The organism is Pseudohaliea sp. (assembly GCF_040217025.1).
Taxonomy (GTDB): domain Bacteria; phylum Pseudomonadota; class Gammaproteobacteria; order Pseudomonadales; family Halieaceae; genus Pseudohaliea.
Genome location: NZ_JAVJOA010000011.1, coordinates 247,620 through 272,319, shown reverse-complemented (window position 1 = coordinate 272,319; position 24,700 = coordinate 247,620). Strand labels below are relative to the sequence as shown.

At 70.7% G+C, this 24,700-nt stretch carries 20 protein-coding genes; 11 read left to right on the top strand and 9 right to left on the bottom strand.

The window, feature by feature from the left end; all coding sequences use genetic code 11:
* Positions 1–214: 214 nt before the first annotated feature.
* On the top strand, positions 215–739 hold the full coding sequence (locus RKE50_RS16800; protein ID WP_350038396.1) for a retropepsin-like aspartic protease family protein: 525 nt from the start codon (positions 215–217) through the stop codon (positions 737–739).
* A 4-nt stretch (positions 740–743) separates the two neighbouring features.
* Here the strand turns inward: RKE50_RS16800 and RKE50_RS16795 are convergent, their stop codons facing one another.
* Positions 744–1,064, bottom strand: coding sequence for a DUF6482 family protein (locus RKE50_RS16795; RefSeq protein ID WP_350038395.1), 321 nt, complete (start codon positions 1,062–1,064; stop codon positions 744–746).
* Between the two features lie 97 nt (positions 1,065–1,161).
* On the opposite strand from RKE50_RS16795, the gene RKE50_RS16790 reads away from it, so the two are divergent.
* From RKE50_RS16790 to RKE50_RS16765, 6 genes are all read left to right on the top strand, one after another.
* Entirely contained in the window at positions 1,162–1,497 is a 336-nt protein-coding gene (locus RKE50_RS16790; RefSeq protein WP_350038394.1) for a hypothetical protein, read from the top strand.
* A gap of 45 nt (positions 1,498–1,542) precedes the next feature.
* On the top strand, positions 1,543–2,124 hold the full coding sequence (locus tag RKE50_RS16785; protein ID WP_350038392.1) for a CBS domain-containing protein: 582 nt from the start codon (positions 1,543–1,545) through the stop codon (positions 2,122–2,124).
* Between the two features lie 69 nt (positions 2,125–2,193).
* Complete coding sequence (locus RKE50_RS16780; RefSeq protein WP_350038391.1) at positions 2,194–3,177, top strand: GIY-YIG nuclease family protein; 984 nt, start codon at positions 2,194–2,196, stop codon at positions 3,175–3,177.
* On the top strand, positions 3,174–4,646 hold the full coding sequence (locus tag RKE50_RS16775; protein WP_350038389.1) for an FAD-binding domain-containing protein: 1,473 nt from the start codon (positions 3,174–3,176) through the stop codon (positions 4,644–4,646). The genes RKE50_RS16780 and RKE50_RS16775 overlap by 4 nt, the downstream gene beginning before the upstream one ends.
* Positions 4,647–4,712: 66 nt before the next feature.
* Positions 4,713–6,551, top strand: coding sequence for an AsmA family protein (locus RKE50_RS16770; protein WP_350038387.1), 1,839 nt, complete (start codon positions 4,713–4,715; stop codon positions 6,549–6,551).
* Positions 6,552–6,563: 12 nt separating this feature from the next.
* Positions 6,564–6,815, top strand: a complete 252-nt coding sequence (locus tag RKE50_RS16765) for a hypothetical protein (RefSeq protein WP_350038385.1) — start codon at positions 6,564–6,566, stop codon at positions 6,813–6,815.
* On the opposite strand, the gene RKE50_RS16760 is transcribed toward RKE50_RS16765, so the two are convergent.
* Genes RKE50_RS16760 through RKE50_RS16750 form a run of 3 tightly spaced genes read right to left on the bottom strand, consistent with a single transcriptional unit; the run spans position 6,808 to position 10,731 of the window.
* Positions 6,808–7,176 carry a glycine zipper domain-containing protein gene (locus tag RKE50_RS16760; protein ID WP_350038383.1) on the bottom strand — a complete coding sequence of 123 codons (369 nt, stop codon included), beginning with the start codon at positions 7,174–7,176 and terminating at the stop codon, positions 6,808–6,810. The two genes, RKE50_RS16765 and RKE50_RS16760, sit on opposite strands and share 8 nt — an antisense overlap.
* Positions 7,177–7,200: 24 nt before the next feature.
* Positions 7,201–8,808 (bottom strand): amidohydrolase family protein, encoded by a 1,608-nt coding sequence (locus RKE50_RS16755; RefSeq protein WP_350038381.1) that lies wholly within the window; start codon positions 8,806–8,808, stop codon positions 7,201–7,203.
* A 48-nt stretch (positions 8,809–8,856) separates the two neighbouring features.
* On the bottom strand, positions 8,857–10,731 hold the full coding sequence (locus RKE50_RS16750) for an N-acyl-D-amino-acid deacylase family protein (protein ID WP_350038379.1): 1,875 nt from the start codon (positions 10,729–10,731) through the stop codon (positions 8,857–8,859).
* 136 nt (positions 10,732–10,867) lie between these two features.
* Here RKE50_RS16750 and RKE50_RS16745 point away from each other — a divergent pair, with 136 nt between their 5' ends.
* The 3 genes from RKE50_RS16745 (at position 10,868) to RKE50_RS16735 (ending at position 14,800) form a co-directional block, all read left to right on the top strand.
* Positions 10,868–12,340, top strand: coding sequence for a protein adenylyltransferase SelO (locus RKE50_RS16745; protein WP_350038377.1), 1,473 nt, complete (start codon positions 10,868–10,870; stop codon positions 12,338–12,340).
* Positions 12,341–12,415: 75 nt separating this feature from the next.
* Positions 12,416–13,099 carry a class I SAM-dependent methyltransferase gene (locus RKE50_RS16740; RefSeq protein ID WP_350038375.1) on the top strand — a complete coding sequence of 228 codons (684 nt, stop codon included), beginning with the start codon at positions 12,416–12,418 and terminating at the stop codon, positions 13,097–13,099.
* Positions 13,100–13,177: 78 nt separating this feature from the next.
* A complete protein-coding gene (locus RKE50_RS16735; RefSeq protein WP_350038373.1) occupies positions 13,178–14,800 on the top strand; it encodes a tRNA-dihydrouridine synthase in 1,623 nt (540 codons plus the stop codon).
* Here the strand turns inward: RKE50_RS16735 and RKE50_RS16730 are convergent.
* From RKE50_RS16730 to RKE50_RS16710, 5 genes are all read right to left on the bottom strand, one after another.
* A complete protein-coding gene (locus RKE50_RS16730; RefSeq protein ID WP_350038371.1) occupies positions 14,794–16,116 on the bottom strand; it encodes a hypothetical protein in 1,323 nt (440 codons plus the stop codon). The genes RKE50_RS16735 and RKE50_RS16730 overlap by 7 nt on opposite strands.
* Positions 16,117–16,213: 97 nt before the next feature.
* Positions 16,214–16,714, bottom strand: a complete 501-nt coding sequence (locus tag RKE50_RS16725; protein ID WP_350038369.1) for a DUF8051 family protein — start codon at positions 16,712–16,714, stop codon at positions 16,214–16,216.
* A 2-nt stretch (positions 16,715–16,716) separates the two neighbouring features.
* Positions 16,717–18,198 carry a S41 family peptidase gene (locus tag RKE50_RS16720; protein ID WP_350038367.1) on the bottom strand — a complete coding sequence of 494 codons (1,482 nt, stop codon included), beginning with the start codon at positions 18,196–18,198 and terminating at the stop codon, positions 16,717–16,719.
* A gap of 142 nt (positions 18,199–18,340) precedes the next feature.
* Positions 18,341–19,540: a helix-turn-helix domain-containing protein gene (locus RKE50_RS16715; protein WP_350038365.1), complete on the bottom strand. Its 1,200-nt coding sequence runs from the start codon at positions 19,538–19,540 to the stop codon at positions 18,341–18,343.
* Between the two features lie 124 nt (positions 19,541–19,664).
* Entirely contained in the window at positions 19,665–21,779 is a 2,115-nt protein-coding gene (locus RKE50_RS16710; protein ID WP_350038363.1) for a cyanophycinase, read from the bottom strand.
* 127 nt (positions 21,780–21,906) lie between these two features.
* Between RKE50_RS16710 and cphA the strand changes: the two genes are divergently transcribed.
* Positions 21,907–24,693, top strand: coding sequence for a cyanophycin synthetase (cphA, locus tag RKE50_RS16705; protein WP_350038361.1), 2,787 nt, complete (start codon positions 21,907–21,909; stop codon positions 24,691–24,693).
* Positions 24,694–24,700 lie beyond the last annotated feature (7 nt).

Below are 24,700 nucleotides of genomic sequence, written 5' to 3'. Positions count from 1 at the left end.
TTACGCTTCCTTACGCCGTGCGACCGGCACAGCCGCGGAGTGACGGAATACGCTCCGGATGGTATCACGGCTTGCCGGACCGCCAATCCGGGGGCTCAACCCCCCGGGTGGCAAAAGCGGGCCGGGTGGTCCGCCCGCCGCGGGCGACGTAGCAAGGGGGTAACGCAGTGCAGGCAAGGGAACCGGGGAGCCTCAGCGGACTCATAACAGGACCATGACAGATCCCGTCAACGAACAGCGGCGCATGGGGCTCGGCATGCAGGTGATCGCCTGGATCCTGATCCTGGGCATGCTCACCTGGTATTTCACCGGCCTCATCGAGCGCCAGCACAACCCGAACCAGCAGGTGGCGACGACGGTCACCGACGACGGCGTCCGCGAAGTGGTGCTCGCGCGCAACCGGCAGGGGCACTACGTGACCAGCGGGGCGATCAACGGGCAGCCGGTGGTCTTCCTCGTCGATACGGGCGCCACCGGTGTCGCGATTCCCGCGCACCTCGCCGACAGGCTGGCGCTGCCGCGGGGGCGGGCCTTCGTCACGCGCACCGCCAACGGCGACAGCACCAGCTACGCGACGCGCCTGGACAGCGTCAGCATCGGCGACATCGAGCTCAACAACGTGGAGGCCGGCGTCGCGTCCGGCCTGCGCACCCGGGAGGTGCTCCTGGGCATGTCCTTCCTGCGCCACGTCGAGTTCACCCAGCGCGGCGATACGCTCACGCTGCGGCAGTATCCCTGAGCACTCAGTGCTCCCAGTGCGGCGCGGGCTGGCCGCCCACGTCGAGGGGCACCTCCAGCGTGTTGTCCGCCGGCGCCCAGGACTGGCCGCACATCTCGTCGTAGGCGCTGCGCTGGCGCAGCACGGAGGGCCAGGCGGCCAGCGGCGCGAGCAGTTCCTTCATCGCCAGCAGGTTGCGCGTCTTCAGGGGTTTGCCGTCCTCGCCGATGAGCAGGACGCGCTCTCCCTCGAACTCGATACTGGCTATGTACAGGCTCAGGTCGACGGACTCGACCACGACCCGGCCCGGCGCGCGGCGCAGGGCTTCCCTGATAGTCAGCTTCACGGCGTCTCCTCGCTACTCCCTGCGGACCACGATTGCGCTGTCGCCCACAGCGCTGCAGCGCTATAGTAATAAGAAAGGAAGTACGCGGCGACTCGCCATGCAGTCACGACGCCAACAGCAGAGCCTCCTGCTCGCCCTCATCGGCGGGCTGCTGCTGTTCGCGCTCCAGGGTGCCAGCGCGGCCGGCTTCGAGGGTGCGCTGTCCGTCGATAGCAGCGTCGCCATCACGGAGGCCGGTGACAGCCCCGAATCACTCAGCGATCCCGCCCTGGCCCCGCCGCCGGCGCCGGCCGCCGCCCTGCTGCCGGGCGGAGCTGCGGCGCCGATCCGCACAGCGGCCCTCGCTTTCCGCCCCGCGGCACGCCTCGCGCCACACCAGTCCCGCGCCCCCCCCCCGCCCGCCAGTAAAGCCGACCCTCATTTCCTTTACTGACGACGGCGCGCGACCGCAGGGCGGGCGCGCCGGGGAGCACAGACCATGAACATCAAGCACTATCGGGAACTCGATACCCTTCCCCTTGGCGAGGCCATCCAGGTCCGCCGGCCCGAACCGGGCGAACTCCTGAACCTGAACAGCCGGGCTCTGGACCTGTTGGTGGACTTCAGCCGCAACCAGCCGCCCATGCTCGAAAGCGCGACCAGCGTCGATGACGCGGAAGCGATGATGCGCCGGGAACACAGCGGGCTGAAGCTCGTGATCGGTGCCGACGAGACGTTCCGCGGCATCGTTACCCAGATCGATATCCGCTCCTCGAAGCTCATGCGGATTGCCAACGCGACCAATATTCCGCGGTCTGACCTGACCGTGGCCGACGTGATGATTCCGCGAAACGAGCTGCACGCGGTGAGCTTCAGTGCCTTCGGCAAAGCGACGATCGGGGCAGTGCTCCGCACCATGCAGACACTCGGCGAGCAGTACCTGCTGGTCACCGACGACGACAACCAGTGCCTGCGCGGCATTATCTCGGCACGGGATATCACCCGGCGGCTGCACCTGCCGGACATCGGCGACGGCCCGGCGCGGAGCATCGCTGCGATCCAGGCCGCCATGAGTGCCTGAGGCGCAACGCGCCGCGACAGAACCTGAACGAAGCTGGGCGGCGCCGGCGCGCTCCGTGATCATGGCGCCATGGAGCCGCCGCCAGCCACGATCCGCCTGACGCGCCGGGGCCGGCCCCTGGCCGGCGCCGGGGTCGACGACCTGCCTGCCTGCGCGGGCGTCTACCGCTTCTTCGACCGGGGCGGTGCACTGCTTTACGTCGGCAAGAGCGTGGACCTGCGCCAGCGCGTCGCCAGCCACCTGCGGGCGGCGCGATCTCCCGGTCGCGAACAGCGCATGCTGCATGCCCTCGAGCGCATCGACTGCGAACCCTGCGCGGGCGAGCTCGGCGCGCTGCTGCGCGAGAACGCCGCCATCAAGGCGGAACTGCCGCTCTACAACCGCCGGCAGCGGCGGCCGCGCCGCCTGTGGACGCTGCAGCTGGCGTCCGGCCCCGGCGGCTTCCTGCAGCCGCGGGCCACCTGCTTCCCCGAGGGCGAGGCGCTGGCCGGCGCCCCGCTCGGCCTCTACCACAGTGAGCAGCTGGCGGAAGAGCGGCTGCGCCAGCTGGCGCGGCGGGAGGGGCTCTGCGCGCGGGTCCTCGGCCTCGAGGGCGGGCGCGGCCCCTGTTTCCAGTACCAGCTGCGCCGCTGCCGCGGCGCCTGTGCCGGCGAGGAGCCCGCGGCAGTGCACAACGATCGCCTGCGCGCCGCCCTCGGCGGCCAGCGCCTGGCCGCCTGGCCCTTCGAGGGCGGCATCCTGCTCGAGGAGCGAGCCACCCGGCCGCTCCCCGGGCAGCCCCGGCACCAGTGGCACGCGGTTCGCGACTGGAGCTACCAGGGCAGCTTCGCTCGCCGGGACAGCGCCCGCCGCGCGGCCGGGGCACCGCCCGGTGCGGTCGACCGGGACGCCTACCACATCCTCCTTGGCGCGCTGCGGCGCGGCAGCGTGGCCCTGCGCGCCGCGGCGACCGGTGAGGCCATCCGCAACCCGTTTGCCGGCCAGGGGCCGAGCGACAGACAGGGCGAGCCCGGCGGTGAACGGCAGGGCGAGAGCACGAGCGCCACCGCATGAGCATCGATGTGCTCTGGTTCAAGCGCGACCTGCGCCTCGCAGACCATGCCCCTCTGGCGGGCGCCCTCGCCGGCGGCCGGCCGCTGCTGCTCCTGTACATCGTCGAGCCCGTCTTGCTGGCGGACCCGCACTACTCGGAACGGCACTGGCGCTTCATCTGGCAGTCTCTCGAGGACCTGCGCAGCCAGCTGGCGGACCGGGGCGCGACGCTGCTCGCGGTCCGGGGCGACGCCGTCGAGGTACTGCGCCGCGTGCACGGCGCCGTGGGCATCGCCACGCTGCACTCCCATGAAGAGACCGGTCTCGCCGTCACCTTCGCGCGCGACCAGGCCGTGGCGCGCTTCTGTGACGCCGAGGGCATCCGCTGGTTGGAGACCCCCAGCAACGGCGTGACTCGGGGCCTTTCACACCGGCGTGGCTGGAACCGGCGCTGGGGAGAAACCATGCGCGCACCCCTGGCCACCCCCGCCTGGAGCGCCTATCGCCCCCCGCCGACGCCCGTGCTCGACGCGCTGGCCCCGCTGGCCTTTGATCCGCCTGCGGCCTGGCAGCGGAAAGAAACCCTGTTCCAGCGCGGCGGCGAGAGTGCGGCCCGGCGGACCCTCGAGAGCTTTCTCGACCGCCGGGCGGAACGCTACCAGCTCGACATCTCGAAACCGGCGGCGAGCCGCCGCAGCTGCTCCCGCCTGTCGCCCTACCTGGCCTGGGGCAACCTCAGCGTGCGCCAGGTCTTCCAGGCGCTCGAGGCGCGGCGCCGCGAATCGGGCTGGGGGCGGGCGCTGGCGGCCTTCGAGTCGCGCCTGCACTGGCACTGCCACTTCATCCAGAAGTTCGAGATGGAGTGCCGCATGGAGCACGAGGACCTCAACCGGGGCTACCTCGCCCACCCGCGGGGGCACGACGAGAAGCTGGTCGCTGCCTGGCGCGAGGGGCGCACGGGCCTGCCGCTCATCGACGCGAGCGTGCGCTGCCTCGCCGCCACCGGCTACATCAACTTCCGCTCCCGGGCCATGCTGGTCAGCTTTCTCTGCCACCACCTGTGGCAGGACTGGCGCGCCGGGGCCGCGCACCTGGGCGCCCTGTTCCTCGACTTCGAGCCCGGCATCCACTACGCGCAGCTGCAGATGCAGGCGGGCGTCACCGGCATCAACACCATCCGCATCTACAACCCGGTGAAGCAGTCGAAGGAGCAGGACCCGGAGGGCGAGTTCATCCGCCGCTGGGTAGCGGAGCTCGCGGAGGTGCCGGCGCCACTGGTCCACACCCCCTGGGAGCTGACGCCCATGGAGCAGGCCCTGTACGCGGCCGAGGCCTACCCCGCGCCCGTGGTGGACCCCGTCGCCGCGCAGCGCCGGGCGCGGGAGACGCTCTGGGCCCTGAAGAGTGACCCGCGGGTGCGCGCCGAGCGCGAGCGCATCCTCGACCGGCACGTGGAGCGTCGTTTCCACGGGGGCGCGGCGCCCGCCTAGGCGCTGTGCGCCGCCGGGCCCGGGGGACTACCATGGGGGCCCGATCCGCTTTACCGGAGAGTTTCCATGGCACGCAGCCTGCAAGTCCTGCTGATCATCCTGGCCGTCCTGGCCCTCGCCGCGATCGCCGGCCTGCTCCTCGTCGACCGGGAGCGCCTCGTGGCCATGGCCGGCGAGCGCCTCGAGGCCGAGACCGGTGCGCGGCTCACGGTGCAGGGGGACGTGGCCCTGTCGCTGTTCCCGCGGCTGTCCCTGGCGCTCGACGATGCGACCCTGGAGACGCCGGACGCGGGGCCGGTACTCCGCGCCGGCAACCTCGGCATCGGCCTCGCGGTGCTGCCCCTGCTCCGCGGCAGCGTGGAGATCGACCGGCTCTTCCTCGAGGACGCAGAGCTCACCCGCGTGGCCGACCCCGCCGAGGCACGCGCCGCCGCCGCAGACACGACCGTGGGCCTGTCCAACGCCGAGCTCGATGCCCTCTACGCGGCGCGCCGGGCGGCACGCCGGGTAGACGCCGGCGGCGCCGAGGCCCTGGCCGCCCCCCTGGCCCTGGACGTGGGCGAACTCAGCCTGCGGGATATCCGGCTGCGCACGGTAGACCCCGCGGGCACGACGCTCTCCCTGGTCCACCTGAAGCACTTCACCGCCGAGGGCGTGAACACCGCCGGGCGGGAAACGCCGCTGCAGCTCCTTCTCGAGGTCCCCGGCGACGCGGACGAGCCCCCGCTGGAGATCGCCGCCGCCGGCCGCCTGAGCACGGACCTCGACGCCGGACGCATCGCCCTGCCGGCCCTGTCGGTCACGCTGACGGGGCTGACCACGGAACCGCTGGAGGTCTCTCTCAGCGGCGACGTCGACCTCCGCGGCGAGACCGGCGACTTCCGGGTATCACTCGCGGTGGCCGACACCCGGGGCGAGGGCACGGTGCGCTATGCGCAGTCCGGGAGCCCGATGATCGACGCCAGTCTCGAACTCAACCGCTTCACCCCGGCCCTGCTCGCGCTGGCAGGACCGGAGGCGGCCGGGGAGGCGCCGGCCGGGCCGGGCCAGCTGCCCTACGATGTGCTGCGAGCCATGGACACGGCTGCCCGCCTGGCCATCGACGAGGTCCAGCTCGGGCCACACCGGCTGACGGGGGTCAGCGCCACGCTGCGCGCGGTGGAGGGAACGGTCACCCTGAGCGATGCAAGCGGCACGGTGCACGGCGGCAGGATCGGCCTCTCGGCCACGCTCGATGCGCATTACGCCCCGGCGACGCTGGAAAGCCGCGGCGCGGTCAGTGAACTCGCCCTCGGCAGCGCCCTCGAGGCCCTGGGCAGCCCGGTGGCAGGCAGCGGCACGGCCAGCCTGACCTGGGACCTGAACAGCCGCGGCGATGACAGTGAAGCGCTGATCGAGGCGCTCACCGGCCCGGTGACCCTGCGCACGGACGCGGTGACCGTCCGGGAAGTCGCGGTACAGCAGGCGTTCTGCCAGGTGGTGGCGCTCGCCAATGGCGACAAGCTGAGCGAGCCGTTCCCCGCGGATACGGCCTTCGACACCCTCGAGGCCGACATCGCCGTCGGCGGCGGCCGGGCGCGCCTCGAGCGCCTGGCCGCGACGCTGCCCGGCATCGCCCTCGCCGGCCGGGGAGACCTCGCCCTGCTGGCGGGTGACTTCACCGCAACGATCGGCGGCCGGCTGCAGCCCGCCCTGGCCGAGTTCGACCCCGCCTGCGCCGTCGACGAGCGGCTGCTGGCCCTCACCTTCCCGGTGGCCTGCGAAGGCGACCTCGGCGGCGAACCGAAGGACTGGTGCGCGCTCGACGCCGAGGCGGTCATCGAGGACGCGCTGAAGAACGAGGCCAGGAAAAAACTGGAGAAGAAAGCCGGCAAACTTCTCGACAAGTTCTTCGACGAGAACTGAGGCGCGCCGGCGATGGAAACCCGCAACCAGCGCCTGATCCGGGAGCTTCTCGAGGAGCGGGAGGAGCCTTCGGACACCTCCCTGCGCGCGCAATCGCTGCGCCGGGCGAAGGCGAACGAGCCACCGCGCACCATGACGCCGTTCGAGTGGGAGCAGTGGTACGCCGAGCACGGCGTGCCCGAGGGCCATCGCCGGGGGCAGCGCAAGCCGCGCAGGCCCTGGTGGCGGCGCCTCTTCCGGCGCCGGGGAAACGACGCTAGTTGAGGACCCGGTAGCCCCGGCCGCGCAGGCACTGCTTCACGACCCGCACCTCCTCCTGCTCACCGCGGGAGGCCCCCTTGGCGGCGCCGGATACCGCGCCCACGCCAGCACCGCGCGCGGTGCTGTCGCGGCTGCCGCCGGTGATGGCGCCGATCGCGCCGCCGATGACGCCGCCGCTGGCAGCCCCCTTGGCGACTTTCTCCCCGGTGCGCACCTGTTCCGCGTAGCCCTGGCACTCGGCCAGGTCCTGCCGGTAGCGCGCCATGTCGACGCCCTTCTCGTCGATGATGATTTCCCTGGTCGTGGTGCAGCCGGCCAGGAGCAGCCCCGCCGCCAGCCCTGACGCCCATTGCCGTCCTGTCATAACGCCTCCCGGGTTCCTCCGCGACTACCGCGGCGCGGCCTGCGCTTCCGCGGCCTTCTGCGCCGCGACCAGCTCGCGCACGTCCTCGAGCAGCGCAGCCGCATCGAAAACGATACCGTCGCGCACCGTGTAGCGCACGCCGCCCACACGCTCCATCTCTCCTGTTGTACGGTTGAGCCGGCGATGTCCCGTTCCATAGAGGAGCTTGAAATTGGTCAGCGGATTCTCGTCGACGATCACCAGGTCCGCCCGCTTGCCCACCTCGACGCTGCCGGTGAGGTCATCGATCCCCAGCAGCTCGGCGCCGTTCAGGGTGGCGGCCTGCAGTACCTCCAGGGGGTGGAAGCCAGCCTCCTGCAGGAGCTCGAGCTCGCGAATGTAGGCGAAGCCGTAGACCTTGTAGATGAAGCCGGCGTCGGAACCGGCCACCACGCGGCCACCGGCGTTCTTGTAATCGTTGACGAAATGCATCCAGCGCCGGTAGTTGCGCTTCCAGGCGACCTCGTGCGCCGTGGTCCAGTCGAAGAAATAGGAGCCGTGGATCTCCGGGTCCGGCTCGAAGGCATGGGCCATATAGGGCATGGTGTAGGCCTCGTGCCAGTCGGCATTGCGGGCACGCATCACGTCGCGGCTGGCCTCGTAGATGGTGAAGGTCGGCGACAGGGTGAAGTCGAGGCCCACCAGCTCGTCGATGGTGCGGCGCCAGGTGCCCGAGCCCGGGGCCGCCGCCTGCAGCCAGAGCCGGCCGGCCTCGCCGAAGCGGTCCTGCTCGTCGCCATAGTTGTAGTCGAGCGGGTAGTCCTGGATCACCCGGTCCTCGAACATGGCCTCCGGCAACCCGTACCAGTGCTCCATGCTGTCGAGGCCCAGGCGCGCGCTGTCGAGGACGTTGGTCTGCACCACGGAAAGCTGCGCATGGTGGTACGAGGTCTTCACGCCGAGGCGCCTCGCCTCGTCCATGGCGGCCGCGAAGGGGCCCGGCCGGGCGCCGCGGAATTTCACGCCATCGGCCCCGCGCTTGTGCACGGCCCTCACCCAGCTGCGGGCCGCCTCGGCCGTGGCCGTCTCCGGCGGGAACATGGCGTGGACGCGCAGCCGCGGCGCACTGATCTCGCCGGCCGCCGCCAGCGCCCGGTGTTCGAGGGTCCAGCCCAGGCCCATGACCGCGCCGACGTCGCGCACCGTGGTCACCCCGTGGGCCAGCCACAGCTTGAGGACGTACTCCGGGTCCGTGAGCGCGCCCGCCGCCGCGTGCGACGGCGTGCCGAGGTGGACGTGGGCATCGATGAGCCCCGGCAGCACGTAGCCGCCGGCCACGTCGATGACCTCGCCCTCTGCGTCGAGATCCGCGGGCCGGCTGCCGGCGATGCGGGTGATCGTGTCGTTCTCGATGGTGAGGGTCACCGGTCCGATCGGCGGCGCGCCGGTGCCATCCACGAGCATGGCATTGGCGACCGTCAGCCGCGGGAAGGGTCCGCGGGCTTCATCGCCCCGGGGCGGGGCAACCCGCGGCGGGTCGACCTCGCCACTGGCCAGGACGCGGCTGATGCCCTCCTCGCCGGGCTCCACGGCGAAGGCAGCGGGGGCAACGAGGGCGAAGACGAGCGCCAGGGCGCGGTGACAGCGGGGCATGCGGTTCTCCTTGTTCAGTCAGCGGGGCTCGGCCAGCCGCGCGAGGGCTCAGGCGGCGCGCAGGGCGCGGCCCAGGGGACGGCTGCCGAGCACCGGCGTGAAACCCTCGTCTTCCCACACCGATTCACCGTGGATGAACACCTGGCGCACGACGCCCTGCGGGCGGTTGACCAGCTGGTGATGCTCGAAGAGGTCCCGGTAGATGTACTCCCGGGTATCGTTGCAGTCCCAGTCGCGCAGGCGCTCCGGGTCGATGAGCGTGATGTCCGCCTGCGCACCGATGTCCAGGGTGCCGACGTCAAGGCCGAAGAATTCCGCCGGCTCCCGCGTCAGCCGGCGCACCATGCGGCCGACGGTGTCCAGGCCGTGCTGCTGGGCGAGCTTCAGGGACATGAGGTTGCCGTCGAAGAAGGCCATGTTGGTGATGTGCGCGCCGGAGTCGTTGAAGCCCGGCAGCGCGCGCTCGTGCAGCAGGTAGTCGAGCGTCGCCCGGTTGCCCACGTTGCCGACGTCCGTCCAGAAGCGGAAACCCTTGTCGTACTCGCGCAGCAGGTGGAGCATGAAGTCGGCATCGTCGCCCAGCGGCTTCGGGAAGGCGGCCAGCGCGGCCTCCTCGTCCGCGGAGCGCGCCGCAGCGCCGGCCCCCGCCTGGTAGGAGAGCACCCGCTCGTAGACCGCCTGCAGCGTCTCGCCGTCCCACTCGCCAACCGGCGCCCCGTCGAAGACCAGCCGGTCCAGCTCCCGCACCACCATGTGCTCCGGGAAGCCGAGCTTCGCCTTCAGGTGGGCGAGGTTGCGGCCGCGGCGGCCGTGGTGCCAGTCGGCGCGGAAGTCCTCGACCCAGGCCGGGTCATCGAGGAGCGCGCGGCGGCCGGCCACGTCGTCGTATTCCTTGGCGATGAGCCGGCAGGTGCTGTCGAGCTCCTCGTACATGGGGCTGACGATGCCGTCGGACCAGATGCGGAAGTTCGTGCCCAGGGCCTGGAAGTGCAGGTTGCCCTTGAACAGGGGGCTGTTCATGAGCCCGGCGAAGCCGAGAAAGGCCTTCGCCGCCCGCGGCGCCAGCGCGAACTCCATGACCGAGAGGGCCGAGGTCTTCAGGGTCCTGCCGAAGAGCCGGCCGCTGGTCAGCGCGAAGTAGAGCAGCGCCGTGGCACGGTTCTGCAGGATCGGCGTGGTCTGCCAGACACGGTCGTGGCCGCGCACGGTCTTCAGCAGCCGCCGGAGTTCGCCGAAGCTGGCGAACTGGGTCGGGATGCGCTTGTCCGTGTGCGGGTCATTGGCGAGATAGTGGAAGGGCAGGCCGTCGGTGCTCATGCCGACATAACCCTGGCGCATGGCCCCCTCCAGCAACTCGTCCATGCGCGCCAGCTCCGCGCCCGTCGGGGCGCGGCTGATGCTGTCCGCGAGACCCATGGCCTCGATGCGCAGCATGGAGTGCGGAACGAAAGCGCCGATGTTGGGCCCGAGCGGCAGGTCGTCGAAATGGTCGAGATAATCGCCCGTGTTGTCCCAGGTGATCGCCTCGACGCACTTGCGCAGCACGCTCTTGGGGATGTTCTCCACCCGGGTGAAGCAGTCGATGATCGGTTCCTGCCCGCCGAAGGCCTGGGTGCCGAAGCAGGTGCCGAGGCTGCAGTTGCCCACGAGCACGGTGGTGGTGCCGTGGCGGACCACCTCGGGCAGGGTCGGCTCGAGGTCGACCTCGAGGTCGAGGTGCGTATGAATGTCGAGAAGGCCGGGCATGAGCCAGAGGCCGCCGGCATCCACGACCCGCCCGGCGTGGTTCGCCGGCAGGGCGCTGCCCTTGGCGGCGATCCGCCCCTTGCGCAGCGCGAGGTCGAGTTTCCGCGGCGCATCGCCGCTGCCGTCGAACACCGTCGCGTTGCGGATGAGAATGTCCCAGGACTGCGCGTCACCCATGAATTCACCTAATAGAAACAGGGACTTAAGCGGGGCGCCGGCGCTTTCGCGACGGCGCGATCGCCGCTAAGGTTACCCCTGTGCTGCCGGCCGCGCCAACTTGCCCCGGCACCCCGCACCAGGAGCCACCGACGCCATGAACGCACCCGCCCTGCCCTTCGACAACAGCTACGCCCGGCTGCCGGCGCACTTCTACGCCCGCCTGGACCCCACCCCGGTTCGCAAGCCCGGGCTCCTGCGGGTCAACCGCCCGCTGTGCGCGGCACTGGGCATCGACGCGGACTGGCTCGCCTCCGAGGCGGGCGTGGCCGTGATCGCGGGGAACGCCGTCCCCGAGGGCGCGGAGCCCCTGGCCGCGGCTTACGCGGGGCACCAGTTCGGCCAGTACAACCCGCAGCTCGGCGACGGCCGCGCCCTGCTTCTCGGCGAGCTCCTCGATCGCGAGGGCCGCCGCTTCGACATCCAGCTCAAGGGTTCGGGGCCGACCCCCTGGTCCCGGGGTGGCGACGGCCGCGCGCCCCTCGGACCCGTGCTGCGCGAATACCTCGTCAGCGAGGGCATGTACGCCCTCGGCGTGCCCACCACCCGCGCCCTCGCGGCGGTGACGACCGGCGAGCGCGTCATGCGCGACGGCATCGAGCCCGGCGCCGTGCTCGCCCGGGTGGCGAGCAGCCACATCCGCGTGGGCACCTTCCAGTACTTCGCCGTACGCGGCGACCGGGAGGCGCTGGAAACGCTCCTCGGCCACGTGATCAAGCGCCACTACCCGGACCTCGCCGGGGCCGGCAACCCGGCCCTTGCACTGCTGGAGGCCGTGATCGCCCGCCAGGCGGGGCTCATCGCCAGCTGGCAGCACCTCGGCTTCATCCACGGCGTGATGAACACGGACAACATGCTGCTCTGCGGCGAGACCGTGGACTACGGGCCCTGCGCCTTCATGGAGGCCTTCCACCCGGAAACGGTTTTCAGCTCCATCGACCACGGCGGCCGCTACGCCTACCAGAACCAGCCGGGCATCGCGCACTGGAACCTGGTCCGCTTCGCCGAGACACTGCTGCCGCTGCTGCACGACGGGCAGGAGGAAGCAATCGCCCTCGCCCAGGAAGCCCTCGGCACCTTCCCCCGGCTGTTCAGCGAGGCGCACGCGGCGGGGCTGGCGCGCAAGCTCGGCCTCCGGGCCCTGCGGCCGGACGACGACGACCTGGTCGAGGGCCTGTTCGCGGCGCTGGCAGAGGACGGCGCCGATTTCACCCTGGCCTTTCGCCACCTCACCGAGTTCGACGGGCCGGACGCCGGGGATTTCGAGGGCCTGTTCCAGGCCGGGAACGCCCTCTCCGCCTGGCTGCCGCGCTGGCAGGAGCGCCTCGCCGCCGACGGCGAGGACCCGGACGCGCGCCGCGCCCGGCAGCGCGGTGCGAACCCCGTGTTCATCCCCCGCAACCACCTGGTGCAGGCGACCATCGAGGCCGCCGAGGGCGGCGATCTCGCGCCCTTCCGCCGCCTGGCGGAGCGGGTTGCCGAGCCCTGGACCTGGGACCCGGCGGATGCCGACCTGGCGCGGCCGGCACGCCCCGAAGAGCAGGTGCGGCGCACTTTCTGCGGGACCTGAAGCGGGACCGCGACGCCGGCAGGCCCCTGTCCCCGCACCGCCCGCGGTGGTAGCATCGCGCGCACCCGACGCCCCGTGAGCCAGGCCATGTACACCCGCGACAACCCCAGCCCCGAGTACCTCGCCATGGTGCAGATGTACGAGACCCTGCACACGGCCGGGGAGCAGGCCGAGGGCAAGAGTGCCGAGGAGACCTTCCCCGGCAAGATGCTCGTGGGCCACGTGCGCGAGATCAAGGCGCTCATCGACCGCACGGGCGCCCGGGACCTCCTCGACTACGGCGCCGGCAAGGGCCTCGCCTACGCCGAGCGCAACCTGCGCATCGACAACCAGCTCACCGTGAGCAGCCTGCAGGACTACTGGGGCGTCGACGAGATCCGCTGCTACGACCCGGGCCACGCCCCCTTCGCCGCGCTGCCGGACCGCCCCTACGACGCGGTGATCAGCACCGACGTGCTCGAGCACATCACCGAGCCGGACGTGCCCTGGGTCATCGACGAGATGTTCAGCCTGGCGCGCAAGTTCGTGTTCGCCAATGTCGCCTGCTACCCGGCGGTGAAACACCTGCCCAACGGTCAGAACGCCCACTGCACGCTGCACACCCCCGAGTGGTGGGCCGGGCTGGTGCACGGTATCGCCATGCGCCACACAGACGTGTCCTACCGCTTCGTGATGACCGACAAGTCCGGCCCGCGCAAGAAGCTGGGCCTGTCGGGCAAGCGCCGCAAGGTCAACCACGTCTTCGAACGCCTGGTCTGAGCGCGTCCGCCTGCCGCGGCCGGCGGCAGGCGGTATAATGCGGGCATTGTGCCCACCGCCAGCTATCGCGGGGTTTCCTTGACTACAGAGTTCTTCGGCAAGCGCCTGTCCGGGCCCTTCACCATCCCCTCGGGCATCGTCACCACGGCCGGCCCGATCATGCAGTACTTCCTCGACCACGTGCCGCAGGTGGGCGTGATCACCACCAAGAGCATCGGCCCGGTGCCGCGCGCCGGTAACCGCGAACCGGTGTACAGCCAGTACGCCCCCGGCTGCTTCGTCAACGCCGTGGGGCTGACCAACCCCGGCCCGGAGGCCTCCCGGGAGGTGCTCGCCGGCCTCCGCGTGCCGGACGACCGCTTCCTCCTGGCGTCCATCTTCGGCGGCACCGTCGACGAATTCGTCGCCGTGGCCCGCGAACTGGCGCCGGTCTGCGACGGCCTGGAACTCAACCTCTCCTGCCCGCACGCCAAGGGCTACGGCATGGCCATGGGCCAGGATCCGGCGCTGGTCGCGGAGATCGTCGCCGCGGTGAAAGCCGCCGTCGACGTGCCGGTCATCCCCAAGCTCACCCCGAACACGCCCGATATCGGCGCGATCGCCCGCGCCGCCGAGGAGGCCGGCGCCGACGGCTTCTGCGCCATCAACACCGTGGGGCCCGGCTATACCAGCGCCCACGGCCACCCGGTGCTGTCCAACGGCGCCGGCGGCATGTCCGGCAAGGGCGTGCTGCCCATCGCGCTCAAGTGCCTGCGCGAGATCCGCGCCGTGAGCGAGCTGCCCATCGTCGGCTGCGGCGGCCTGTCCAGCGCCGAGGACGTGCGCGCCGCCCGGGAGGCCGGCGCCACCGTGGTCGGCATCGGCTCGGCGCTCACCGGCATGACCACCGGCGACATCGAGCAGTACTTCCGCACCCTGGAAGCCGACCTCGACAGCGGCAGCGCTCACGCCGAGGCCCAGGTGCGCTACGACGTCGACATGCACTTCCGCCCCGTGACCCTGGTGGACAACACGCGGGTCTGCGAGGACATCGCCCTGCTCACCTTCGACCGCAAGGTGAACGTGCAGGCCGGCGAGTTCATCTTCCTGTGGATTCCCGGTCTCGGCGAGAAACCCTTCTCGGCGCTGAACGATGACCCGTTCACGCTCGTTTCCATCGACGTCGGCCAGTTCACGCACGCCCTCATGGAGCTGCCCGTGGGCACCGAGGCCTATGTCCGCGGCCCCCACGGCATCCCTGCAGGCCCGCCGGAAGACGCACACATCATGGCCGTCGCCGGCGGCACCGGCCTCGCCGCCGTCTACCAGCTCGCCCGGGACTTCGGCAACGCGGAAGTCTTCACCGGCGCCCGCAGCGCCGAGCGCCTCTACTACCTGGAGGAATGCCGCGCCGTGGCCGAGGTGCACGTCTCCACGGACGACGGCAGCGCCGGCTTCCACGGCCGGGTGACGGAACTGATGCGCGAACGCCTCGAGGCCATGACCCCGGCGGAGCACGAGAAGCTGGTGTTCTACAACTGCGGCCCGGCGCCCATGGTGCACGCCGCCGAGGCCGTGCAGCGCGAGTTCTGCCAGCCTTCGCAGATCTTCAGCGCCATCGACTACCTCACCAAGTGCGGCGTCGGCATCTGCGGCGCCTGCGCGGCACCGGACGGGCGCCGGCTCTGCGTCGACGGGCCGTTCCTCTCGGCCGCTCAGTAGCGGAAGCGGTAGCGGCGCGTGAGACCGCCGCTGTCGACCGCGTCGCCCCCGCGCAGCACCGGCCGGAAGCGGAAATCCTTCATCATGCGGTAGAGCGCGCTGCGGGCTGCGCTCTCGTCGCGGGCCTCGAGCACGGCCAGCTCCACGTCCCGGGGCTGACCCAGGCGGTTCACGGTGAAACGGGCCTGTCCCTCGGCGGGCTCAAGGTGCTCATCCGGTGGCGGCGCCGCCGTAAAGAAGGGTGAGGCAACCGGCAGCTCCCTCGGCGCGGGAAACAGCACCGCGGGATCGGTCGCCGGGTCGCCATCGTCCGCGTAGAGATCCCAGGCCTCGCGATAGCTCCTCAGGGCCGGCCCGGGCTGGTGCCACCAGAGGTGCCAGTCGCCGAGGTCGATCAGCGCCTGGGCGAGCGCGGCGCGGTCCGGCTCGGGCTGCGCGCGGTGGATCTCGATGATGCGCTCGGCGAGCTGCCGGCCGCCGCGGTAGTTGTACTTGCGCATGAGGCGGAAGTCCTCGGCCTCCAGGCTCTGCGAGGGCGCATAGCTCTGGTTCGCCGAGGAGCCGGCGCGCATGCGGATGGTCTCCTGGCGCTCGCCGTCGTAGCGGGATACGAGGTACTCGGTGCGCAGCATGTCGCGCAGGTAGGGCAGCTGGGCCAGGTCGGCGCCGGCCTGGCCCGCAGCCTCCGCGGCTTCCAGCCGCTCGATTTCGCGTTCGTTCAGCAGGCGCAGGTCCACCAGGAACCGGTAGGTGTCGAACCCTTCACGGGCCAGGTAGCGCCCGCGCTGCCAGTCCGCGTACGCGGCCACCGCCGCCTGCCGAGCAGCCTCGTCCGGCGCATTCGCAAGGCGCAGGCGCAGGAGGTAGCGCTGCGTTCCGGCCGCCGCCTCGCGATCGCCGAGGGCGAGCTGGCTGGCCAGCACCCGCTCCAGCAGCGGCAGCTGGGTCGGCGTTGCCAGCCCCTCGTTGACCCTCGCCAGGTGTACGGCGCGCTTCAGGTACGGCAGCGCCTCGCGGTGGTCGCCGCGGGCCTGCAGGGCGCGGCCGAGGTCACCGGCCGGCTCGATGAGCGCCGCCGTGTAGGCACCGGCTTTCTCCTCGACGGCGCGATAGTCCGTGAGCGGCAGCGGCATTTGCACCGGCGCCGGCGCCGGCTCACCGCCGCGTCGCCGGGGATCGTCGCTGAGGCTGATGTGATAGCCGTAGGGGGTTGCCCGCGGTATGCGGGGCGCGATGGAGTTGTTCGGGTGGGCCGCACGGGCCGTCGCCACCACGAGCGTGGCAGCCAGGCAGACAGTCAGGCGGCGCGCGGCCACGGATTCAGCGATTCTCTGCAACCATGGCCGAAAGATAGACCAGCGCGCCGGCCGGGGCGAACAACCCCGGCGACGCGCGATCAGCGCAATGGCGGGATCAGGAGCCCCTGAGCGCAGACACCGTGGCGAAGGCCACGATCATCATGGCTACGACGGCAAGCGCGAGGACGGCCGCGGCAGGCATCGGCGCTGCCGCCCGCCCGCGCAGGCCCGCCTCCTGCCCATGCACCGACACCCACAGCAGGGCCATGGCGACCAGCAGGCCCGCCAGCTCCACCGCCAACAGTGCCTCGCTCATCGCCGATGGAGTCGGCGGAAACCAGCCGAGCAGGTCGATTCCATAGACCAGGAGGTAGGCGGCCCCCGCCCAGAAGGACAGGCGCAGCGCCCCGGGTTGGCCCCGGAGCACACCCGCCACGAGCAGGAAAGACCCGAGCCCCAGGGCGGTCAACACGATATTGAATGCCAGCAGGAGGGCCGGCGACAGCGCCGAGAAGTCCCGGTTCTCCACCGGGCCACCGGGTACCAGGGAACAGAGAAGCAGACCGGAAAGAAGCAGCAGCCCCGCCATCGTGCGCCGCATCAGGACGGCAGACACGCTCATTCCCCCCGGGCGCCGAGAAGTTCGACGGCCGCCTCGATCGACAGGTCGATGCCCTCTCGGCGATGCTGCGCATCGAACTGGATGACTTCAACGTCCACGGGAACGCCCAGGGTTTCGAAAGAGCGGCCTTCCGGATCGAGGTAGTACTCGTTGGCGAGGCCCACCGCATAGCCATTGGTCAACCGCTTCTCCAGCACGTCGGAAAACGCGCCCTGGGTCGGCTCACCGAGGAGCGTGACCTGGGGCAGGGAACGCATGGCGAGTGCAAACACTTCGCCGCCGCTCACCGTGCTGGCGCTGGTCAGCAGCAGCACCGGGCCGAGGTATTGCCGGCCTCGCGGTGAAAGATAGACGTCCACGGCCTCCGTGCGCCCCGTACCGAGCCTGGCCTGCTTGCGGTAGGCGAGCGTCTCGTTGGCGGCGAAGCGGCTCGCCGCAGCCAGGGCCAGGAAATCCCGGCCGCCGCCGTTACGGCGCACATCCACAACCAGGGCCGCAACGTCCTGCAGGTCGCCCAGGGCCTCGTCAAGCGCGGCATCGAGCGCAGCCAGCTGGGCGCTGTTGTCCTCCTCAACCGCGAAGCCGGTCATCGCGTCGATCGCCAGGTAGCCGATACCGCTATTGGTAAACCAGGTCAGCTGGCCTCGGCCGCCCTGCCGGGGCGGCCGCTCCGAGGCGGCGTAGGACAGGGTCACGGCGCGATCACGATCGCGCTGCGCGCCGATATAGGCATTGGCGGCATCGACCTGGGCGGGCGTCAGCGTGCCGGAAAGGCTCTCCTGCTGCAGGTACTCGTCGAGCAGCAGCCAGTCCAGCGTCTGCTTGTTCTGCACGCGGACCAGGCCGACCGGGGTCTCGACGGAGGTATGAATATCGCCCAGGGGCGCCGTGAGCTGGAAGAGTGCCTCCACGAGCGCCTCCTCGCTCGAATTCGCACCGATCGTCGGCGAAATACCGGAATAAATCGCCGATATGTCGACATTGCGAAGTTCCGGGTGAATGGAATACTCACTCAGCAGTTGCGCGTAGAGCGCAAGGTCCCGGGCGGCATCGGGGCTATAACCCGATTCGCCGACCGTCGGCGTCAGCCCCGCGCGGCAACTGTCGGGCAGCGCCTCGACCCGGCTGAAACGCTCGCCGGGCGCGGACAATGCGGCCGTACCATTGGCGCCGTATTGCTCGAGCTGATCGCCGTCGAGGCGGTAGAGGCCCTCGAGGTCCTCCGTCGTAACGCCGTCGGCCTCGTCGGCCGCGAGGCAGAAATCGCTGGTGTAGTCCAGCCAGCGCACCGTCGCACTGCCTATTTCCATCGCCCGGCCATACGCCTCGGCGAGCCAGATACCGCGATAGGTACTCGCAATTCCCGACGGCCCGGATCCGGGCTGGCCGGGTTCACCGCCACCGCCACCACCACCGCAGGCGCCGAGTCCAAGAGTCAGGGCGAGAAACAGGGTCCCCCCAAGGTATTTCGTAGTCATGTGCTGGTTCCTTGTCAGGTTGTCCCGGTCGTACCGGGCTGGGAACCAGTGTGGGTGGCAGAACCGGGCCTGGCGTCCTGCCCGTCATGATCGAACGGAAAACCAGGTCTAGGCGGGGTCCTGTCCTGCAGGTGCGGACGTTTCAGGCCCCGCCGGAGCGCCGCGCCTTGCGGTACTGGCCCGGCGTCATGCCCTGGTGCTTGCGAAAGGCGGTATAGAAAGCGGACTTGCTGTTGAAGCCGGCATCCATGGCGACCGCGAGAATGCCGCGCTCCGTCTCCGCCAGGGGTGCCAGGGTGTCCGCCACACGGTAGCCGTTGACGAAGTCAAAGAAGTTCCGGCCGGCGTGCTGGTTGATCGCCTGGGAGAGATAGTTGGTGGACACCTGGAGACGCGTCGCCAGCTCGGCGAGGGACAGGTCCGGGTCCCGGAATGGCCGTTCCGTCGTCATCAGGTCTTCCAGCTCCGCCACCAACGCACCGGCGAGGTCCTCGGAAAGGGCCGAGCGAGCGTACTTGATCGACGCCGGAGGCGGCGGCGCGTCGGGCGGAACGGGCGCGGCCCCGGGACCGACTGCGGCCGGCGCGGACGGGGTGCCCGAGAAGATCAGCGGCTGGCGCAGCCCGAGCCAGCCGAAGAGGTAGATCAATACCACCATGCTCAGGCCCAGGGCCACATTTAGCCCCTCGCGGCCCTGCAGGAGGTCCTCGCTCAGAAATTCTTCCGCCAGCCAGAGCGCGTAGACCAGCGAGGTGGCCACCAGCAGGTTGCGCAGCCAAACGAGGGACACTCGCTGCAGCGTCGAAAACTCCTCGAGAACCCGCGCGCGGTGCCGCCTCACCAGGCGGAAACTCAGGGCGAGGCAGATGGCCAGCTGACCGACCGTCACCACCAGTTCCCCGTCCCCCAGCACAATGCGCCACGCCCCGTAGAGGCCGTGCAGCGACGTATCGTTGCCGAGAATGGCCAGCTGCAGGTCTGCCGGCAGCCAGAGCAGCGGCCAGGTGATGCAGGCGTGCAGGAAAGGGGGCACCCAGAGCAGCAGCTGCTGGTGCAGCCGCAGCGGCAGGCCCGGGTTGGTGACCTCACGGCAATAGAGATAGATGAACACGCCGTAGAGAAACTCCTTCGGCCAGAGCAGCGTGCGCAGCCAGACGGCCGTCGTCGTCAGGCCGGTGGCATCCAGGAAATAATCGAGCAGCGCGCAGACAAAGACCATCATGTAGGCGGCGAGGTAACGGTTGGCCCGCCGGTTGCCGCCACGCCCGGTGAACAGCGCGAAGGCCAGGAATGCCCCCTGGGCGGCACCCAGCAGGAACAGGATAGGAAGCAGGTCGATCACTGCGCCGGCTACTCGCGACGGGCGGGGAAGGCTACATCATAGCGACCGGGGGGAAGACGGCAAAGTCCGTGCGCGGCGAGGACCTTGATCGGGACCGGCGCCCGGTTCGGCGCTGCCGGCCCCCTCAGTGCACGGGATTGCCGCGCAGCGCGGCGACGAGGGCCGCGGCGTCATGCGCCGGCGTCGGGGTGGGGTGCACGGCGGCAAGGTCGATGGCGAGATCGGCGATGACGCGCTCCAGCAGCGCCGCGCCCTCGGCGGACGGATGACCGCTGTCGCCGGCGGCCGTGTCGAGGTGGAAGGTCTGCCCCGGCTCCAGCACCCGCAGCGCGATGCCGTCGGGCGACCAGTCGTTGCGCCCGAGCCGGGCGCGTGCCGGGTCGAGCTGTGCGACCACGAGACCGCGGTCCCCGACGGCGCGCAGCACCCGCTCACCGCCGTGCAGCACGATGCCCGAGCCCTCGCAGAGCCCGAAGCCGTAGCGCACCCGCTGCGCGACACAGGCCACCAGCAGGCGGCCGAGCCGGTGCCGCCCGAGGAAGTTCTGGTCGACGAGGCCGTGGCCGAGCAGGCCGATGCCGCGCTCGACGACGATGCCCTCGGCACCCGCATCGCCGGAGCTGCCATCGCGCAGCGCGTCCTCGCTGTCACCGCCGGCGATCATGTGGTCGGCGAGAGCGGAGGCGGCGGCGCCCACGGCGAGCAGCGGCGTGCCGTGCTCGTAGGCGCTGACCACGGCGTGCAGCACCGGGGTCGCCTCCGCGCAATGCAGCAGCGTTTCCGTCAGCCGGCGCTGGTCGCCGCCGGTGAACAGCAGGCTGCCCATGCTGCCGATCCGCGCCAGCAGCCCGCGGTCACGGCCGGCGCGCTCGATATTCGACAGCGACACGTCGATCAGTTCGGCCGCGATTCCCTGCTGCGCCAGCCAGTCGAGATAGCGACGCGCCATAGTGTCGGGCTCCCCCGACGCGGTGGCCAGGACCCCGACCGGCGCGCGCAGGTGCTCCAGGAGCTGGGCGGTACCCGCTGCGCGCCAGCCCATCGGCGCACTGCCGAGAAGAACGAGGCTCGCATCGGGCGCCGGATCCGGCCGCAGGACCGTGGTGGTCTCGCTGAGGGTCACGGGCGTTGCCAGGGCGATGCGCGAGAGATGCAGCCGGAAGTCCAGCCCCGAGTAGCGGATCTCACCGTTGCGCCGGGCGCGCAGCGCGCGCGAGCGCCGCGGCTGCCGCTCCAGTTCCACGCGCACCCGGTTCGCGTAGGCCGTGTCCACGGCGCTGGCATCGTCGCGCCGGTAGAAGGCGGGATCGCCCTCGACCAGGCGCAGCAGCAGGTCGTGCACCGCGTAGGCACCGAAAGCGTGCCGGCGCACCGGTGCCGGGCGGCGGAAGGAGGCCCGGGTGACCCGGACCCGGCGCTTGTCCGGCGCCGGCAGCGCGCGGCGGCGGGCCAGGTCGAAGCGATCGCCGCTGTCGAGGTAGGACAGGCGGATATCGCGCAGCCCGCCTTCAGGCTCCACCCGCGCCGTGCGCAGGTCGAGGACGACCACGCCGGTCTCGCCTAGCACCAGCGCCTCATCGCCATCGACGAAGAGCGCGGTGTTTTCATCGACACCGAAGGCCAGGTCCTCGCCGCAGTGCTGCGCGGCAACGGCCAGGCGGCCGATGCGCCCGCGCTGCAGGAAATGCTGGTCGACGATGCCATGGCGGAAGAAGCCGAGGCCGTCGCCCAGCTGCAGGCCGTCACCACCGGCGTCCACGCCGCGGCTCACGGCGTGCAGGGAGGTGCCGCCGAGGATCATGTGCCGGCTCTGCATGGCGGCGCCGGCGGAGGTGCCGGCGACGAGACCGCCGGCCGCGTTGAAGGCACGGATGGCCTCCAGCGCCGGCGTCTCGATCCCCCCCTGCACCAGGGTGGCCACGATGCGGGCCTGGTCGCCGCCGCTGAAGAAGATGCCGCCGGCGTTGCGGAGCCGGGCCACGAGCGCCGGGTCGAAGGCGCTCTGCTCACGGTTCTCGTAGTAGAGCGGCAGGTGCTCGGCGTCGATGCCGTGGTCGCGGAAGTCCTCCACCAGCTCGGCACCCACCTCGTCCGGGTAGCCGGAGGCCATGGCCAGGACCACCATGGTTCCCGGGCAGCGCTCGCCGAGGGCGCGGAACAGCGCCCCGTTGTCGCGCTCGAGGCGACCCCCGATGAGGGCCAGGTGCGGTGCGGGTACGGCGCGGGAAGGCGTGACCATGAAAGCTCCTTCGCGGGTTCGGCGTGATTATCCCCCAAAGCGACCACACTGGCGACCGGCGGCACGCTTCCACGGGCCCAACCATGGGGCTAAAGTACGGGTTTACGCGAGCCTGCGGGGCCCCCTAATGCACTTCGTCGATACCAGCGTCTATCGCGGACCGAACATCTATGCGCTCTTTCCCGTCATCCGCCACACGGTGGATCTCGGCGTTCTGGAGGACTGGCCCACGGCGCGGCTCGGCAACGACTTCGTCGATGCTCTCGTCGACGCCCTGCCCGGCCTCGCCGAGCACGGCTGCTCCTACCGCGAGCCCGGCGGCCTCCTGCGCCGCATGCGCGAGGACGAGGGCACCTGGCTCGGTCACGTGCTCGAGCACGTGGTACTGGAGCTGCAGGAAATCGCCGGCTACGACGTCACCTTCGGCAAGACCCGGAGCACGGACGAGCACGGCGTCTACGACATGGTCTACGAGTACGAGGAGGAGTTCGCCGGGCTCGAGGCGGCCCGGCTGGCGCTGGACCTCATGCACTCGCTGCTGCCGGAGGACCTGCGCCCCGAGGGCGCGCCGCAGGACTTCGACTTCCCCGCCGAGCGCGACGCCTTCATCCGCGCCTGCCAGAAGCGTTCCCTCGGGCCGAGCACCCATTCCCTGGTGAAGGAGGCGGAGGCCCGCGGGATCCCCTGGATCCGCCTCAACGACTACAGCCTTATCCAGCTCGGCCACGGCCGTTACCAGAAACGCCTGCAGGCCACGATCACCTCGAAGACGCCGCACATCGCGGTGGAGCTCGCCTCGGAAAAGGACGAGACCAATCGCATCCTCGGCGACCTGGGGCTGCCGGTGCCCCGGCAGGCCGTTACCAGCCGCCTGCGCCGCGCGCTGGCCGCCGCCGAACGCATCGGCTACCCGGTGGTGCTGAAGCCGCTGAATGCGAACCACGGCCGCGGGGTGACCACGGACATCCAGGACGAGGAGCAGCTCGAGCGCGCCTACGACAAGGCCAAGGAACACGGAGACCTGGTCATCGTCGAGAGTTTCATCCGCGGCCTGGACCACCGGCTGCTGGTGGTGGACGGCAAGCTGGTCGCCGCGGCCAAGCGCGTGCCGGCGCACGTGGTGGGCGACGGCGAGAGCGACATCGAGACGCTGGTGGCCCGGGTGAACGAGGACCCGCGGCGCGGCGTCGGCCACGAGAAAGTGCTCACCCGCATCACCCTGGACGCCGCCGCCGAGCGCATGCTCGCGCAGGTTGGCATGGATACCGGCAGCGTGCCCGAGCAGGGCCAGGTGGTGTACCTGCAGCCCACCGCCAACCTCAGCACCGGGGGCACGGCCGTCGACGTGACCGACACCATCCACCCGGACAACCGGCGCATGGCCGAGCGCGCCATCCTAGCCCTCGGCCTCGACGTCGGCGGCGTGGACTTCCTGACCACGGATATCACCCGCTCCTACCGGGAGGTCGGCGGCGCCATCTGCGAGTGCAACGCCGCGCCGGGCTTCCGCATGCACGTCGCCCCCTCCGAGGGCGAACCGCGCAACGTGGCGGGGCCGGTCATCGATGCCCTGTTCCCCGAGAACGCGCCCAGCTCCATCCCCATCGCCGCGATCACCGGTACCAACGGCAAGACGACGACCTCGCGCATGCTCGCGCACATCCTGAAGATGTCCGGCTACTGCGTCGGGCAGACCAGCACCGACGGCGTCTACATCGACGGCAGCCTCACGGTCAGCGGCGACATGACCGGCCCCACGGCCGCGCAGATCGTGCTCCGCGACCCTTCGGTCAACGCGGCGGTGATGGAGACGGCCCGCGGCGGCATCCTGCGCAGCGGCCTCGGCTACCAGAGCGCCAATGTCTCCTGCTGTCTGAACATCGCCGCCGACCACCTGGGCCTCAAGGGTGTCGACACGCTGGAGGACCTGGCGCGGGTCAAGCGCGTGGTGGTCGAGGTGGCAAAGGACGCCGCGGTGCTCAACGCCGACGACAAGCACTGCCTGCAGATGGCGGACTACTGCACCGCCGAGAAACTCTGCTACGTCACCATGAACCGCAACCACCCGCTGGTGCGCGAGCACATCCGCGCCGGCGGCACGGCGCTGGTGCTCGAGCACGGCATCAACGGCAACATGATCACCCTGTACGACGAGCAGGGACACAACATCCCGCTGCTCTGGACCCACCTCATCCCGGCCAGCCTCGAGGGCCGGGCCCTGCACAACGTGCAGAACGCCATGTTCGCCGCAGCGCTCGCCTACCACATGGGGGTCGACCTCGAGAATATCCGCCAGGGACTGCGCACCTTCGACAGCACCTTCTTCCAGTCACCGGGCCGGCTGAACGTCTACGACAAGCACCCGTTCCGGGTCATCCTCGACTACGCCCACAACCCCGCCGCCGTACGCATGGTCTGCGACGTGGTCGACCGCTATGACATCAGCGGCCGCAAGATCGTGGTGCTGACCATGCCCGGCGACCGCCGCGACGAGGACATCCTCGAGGTGGCCGCCACAGCCGCCGGCCATTTCGACCACTACATCTGCCGCCGGGATGACAACCTGCGCGGCCGCGAGCCGCGCGAGGTGCCCGAGCTGCTGCGCCGGGGCCTCATCGAGCACGGGGTCGACGCCGGCAGCATCGAGATCATCGAGCGCGAGGAGGATGCCAACCAGCATGCCCTGGAACTGGCCCGCGGCGGCGACCTGCTGCTCATCCTCGCCGACCAGGTCACCCGCTCCTGGAAGCAGATCATCTACTTCCAGCCCGGCGAGGACGTCGTCAGCGACGCACCGGAGCGCGGCGCCATCGAGATTCCCGAGGAGTTCTTCGGCGACTTCTCCCTCGACGAGGACCTCGAGCTGATCCGCGACGAGCGCGGCGTGCGCATCGCCCGCGAGAGCGACGACTGAGAACGAC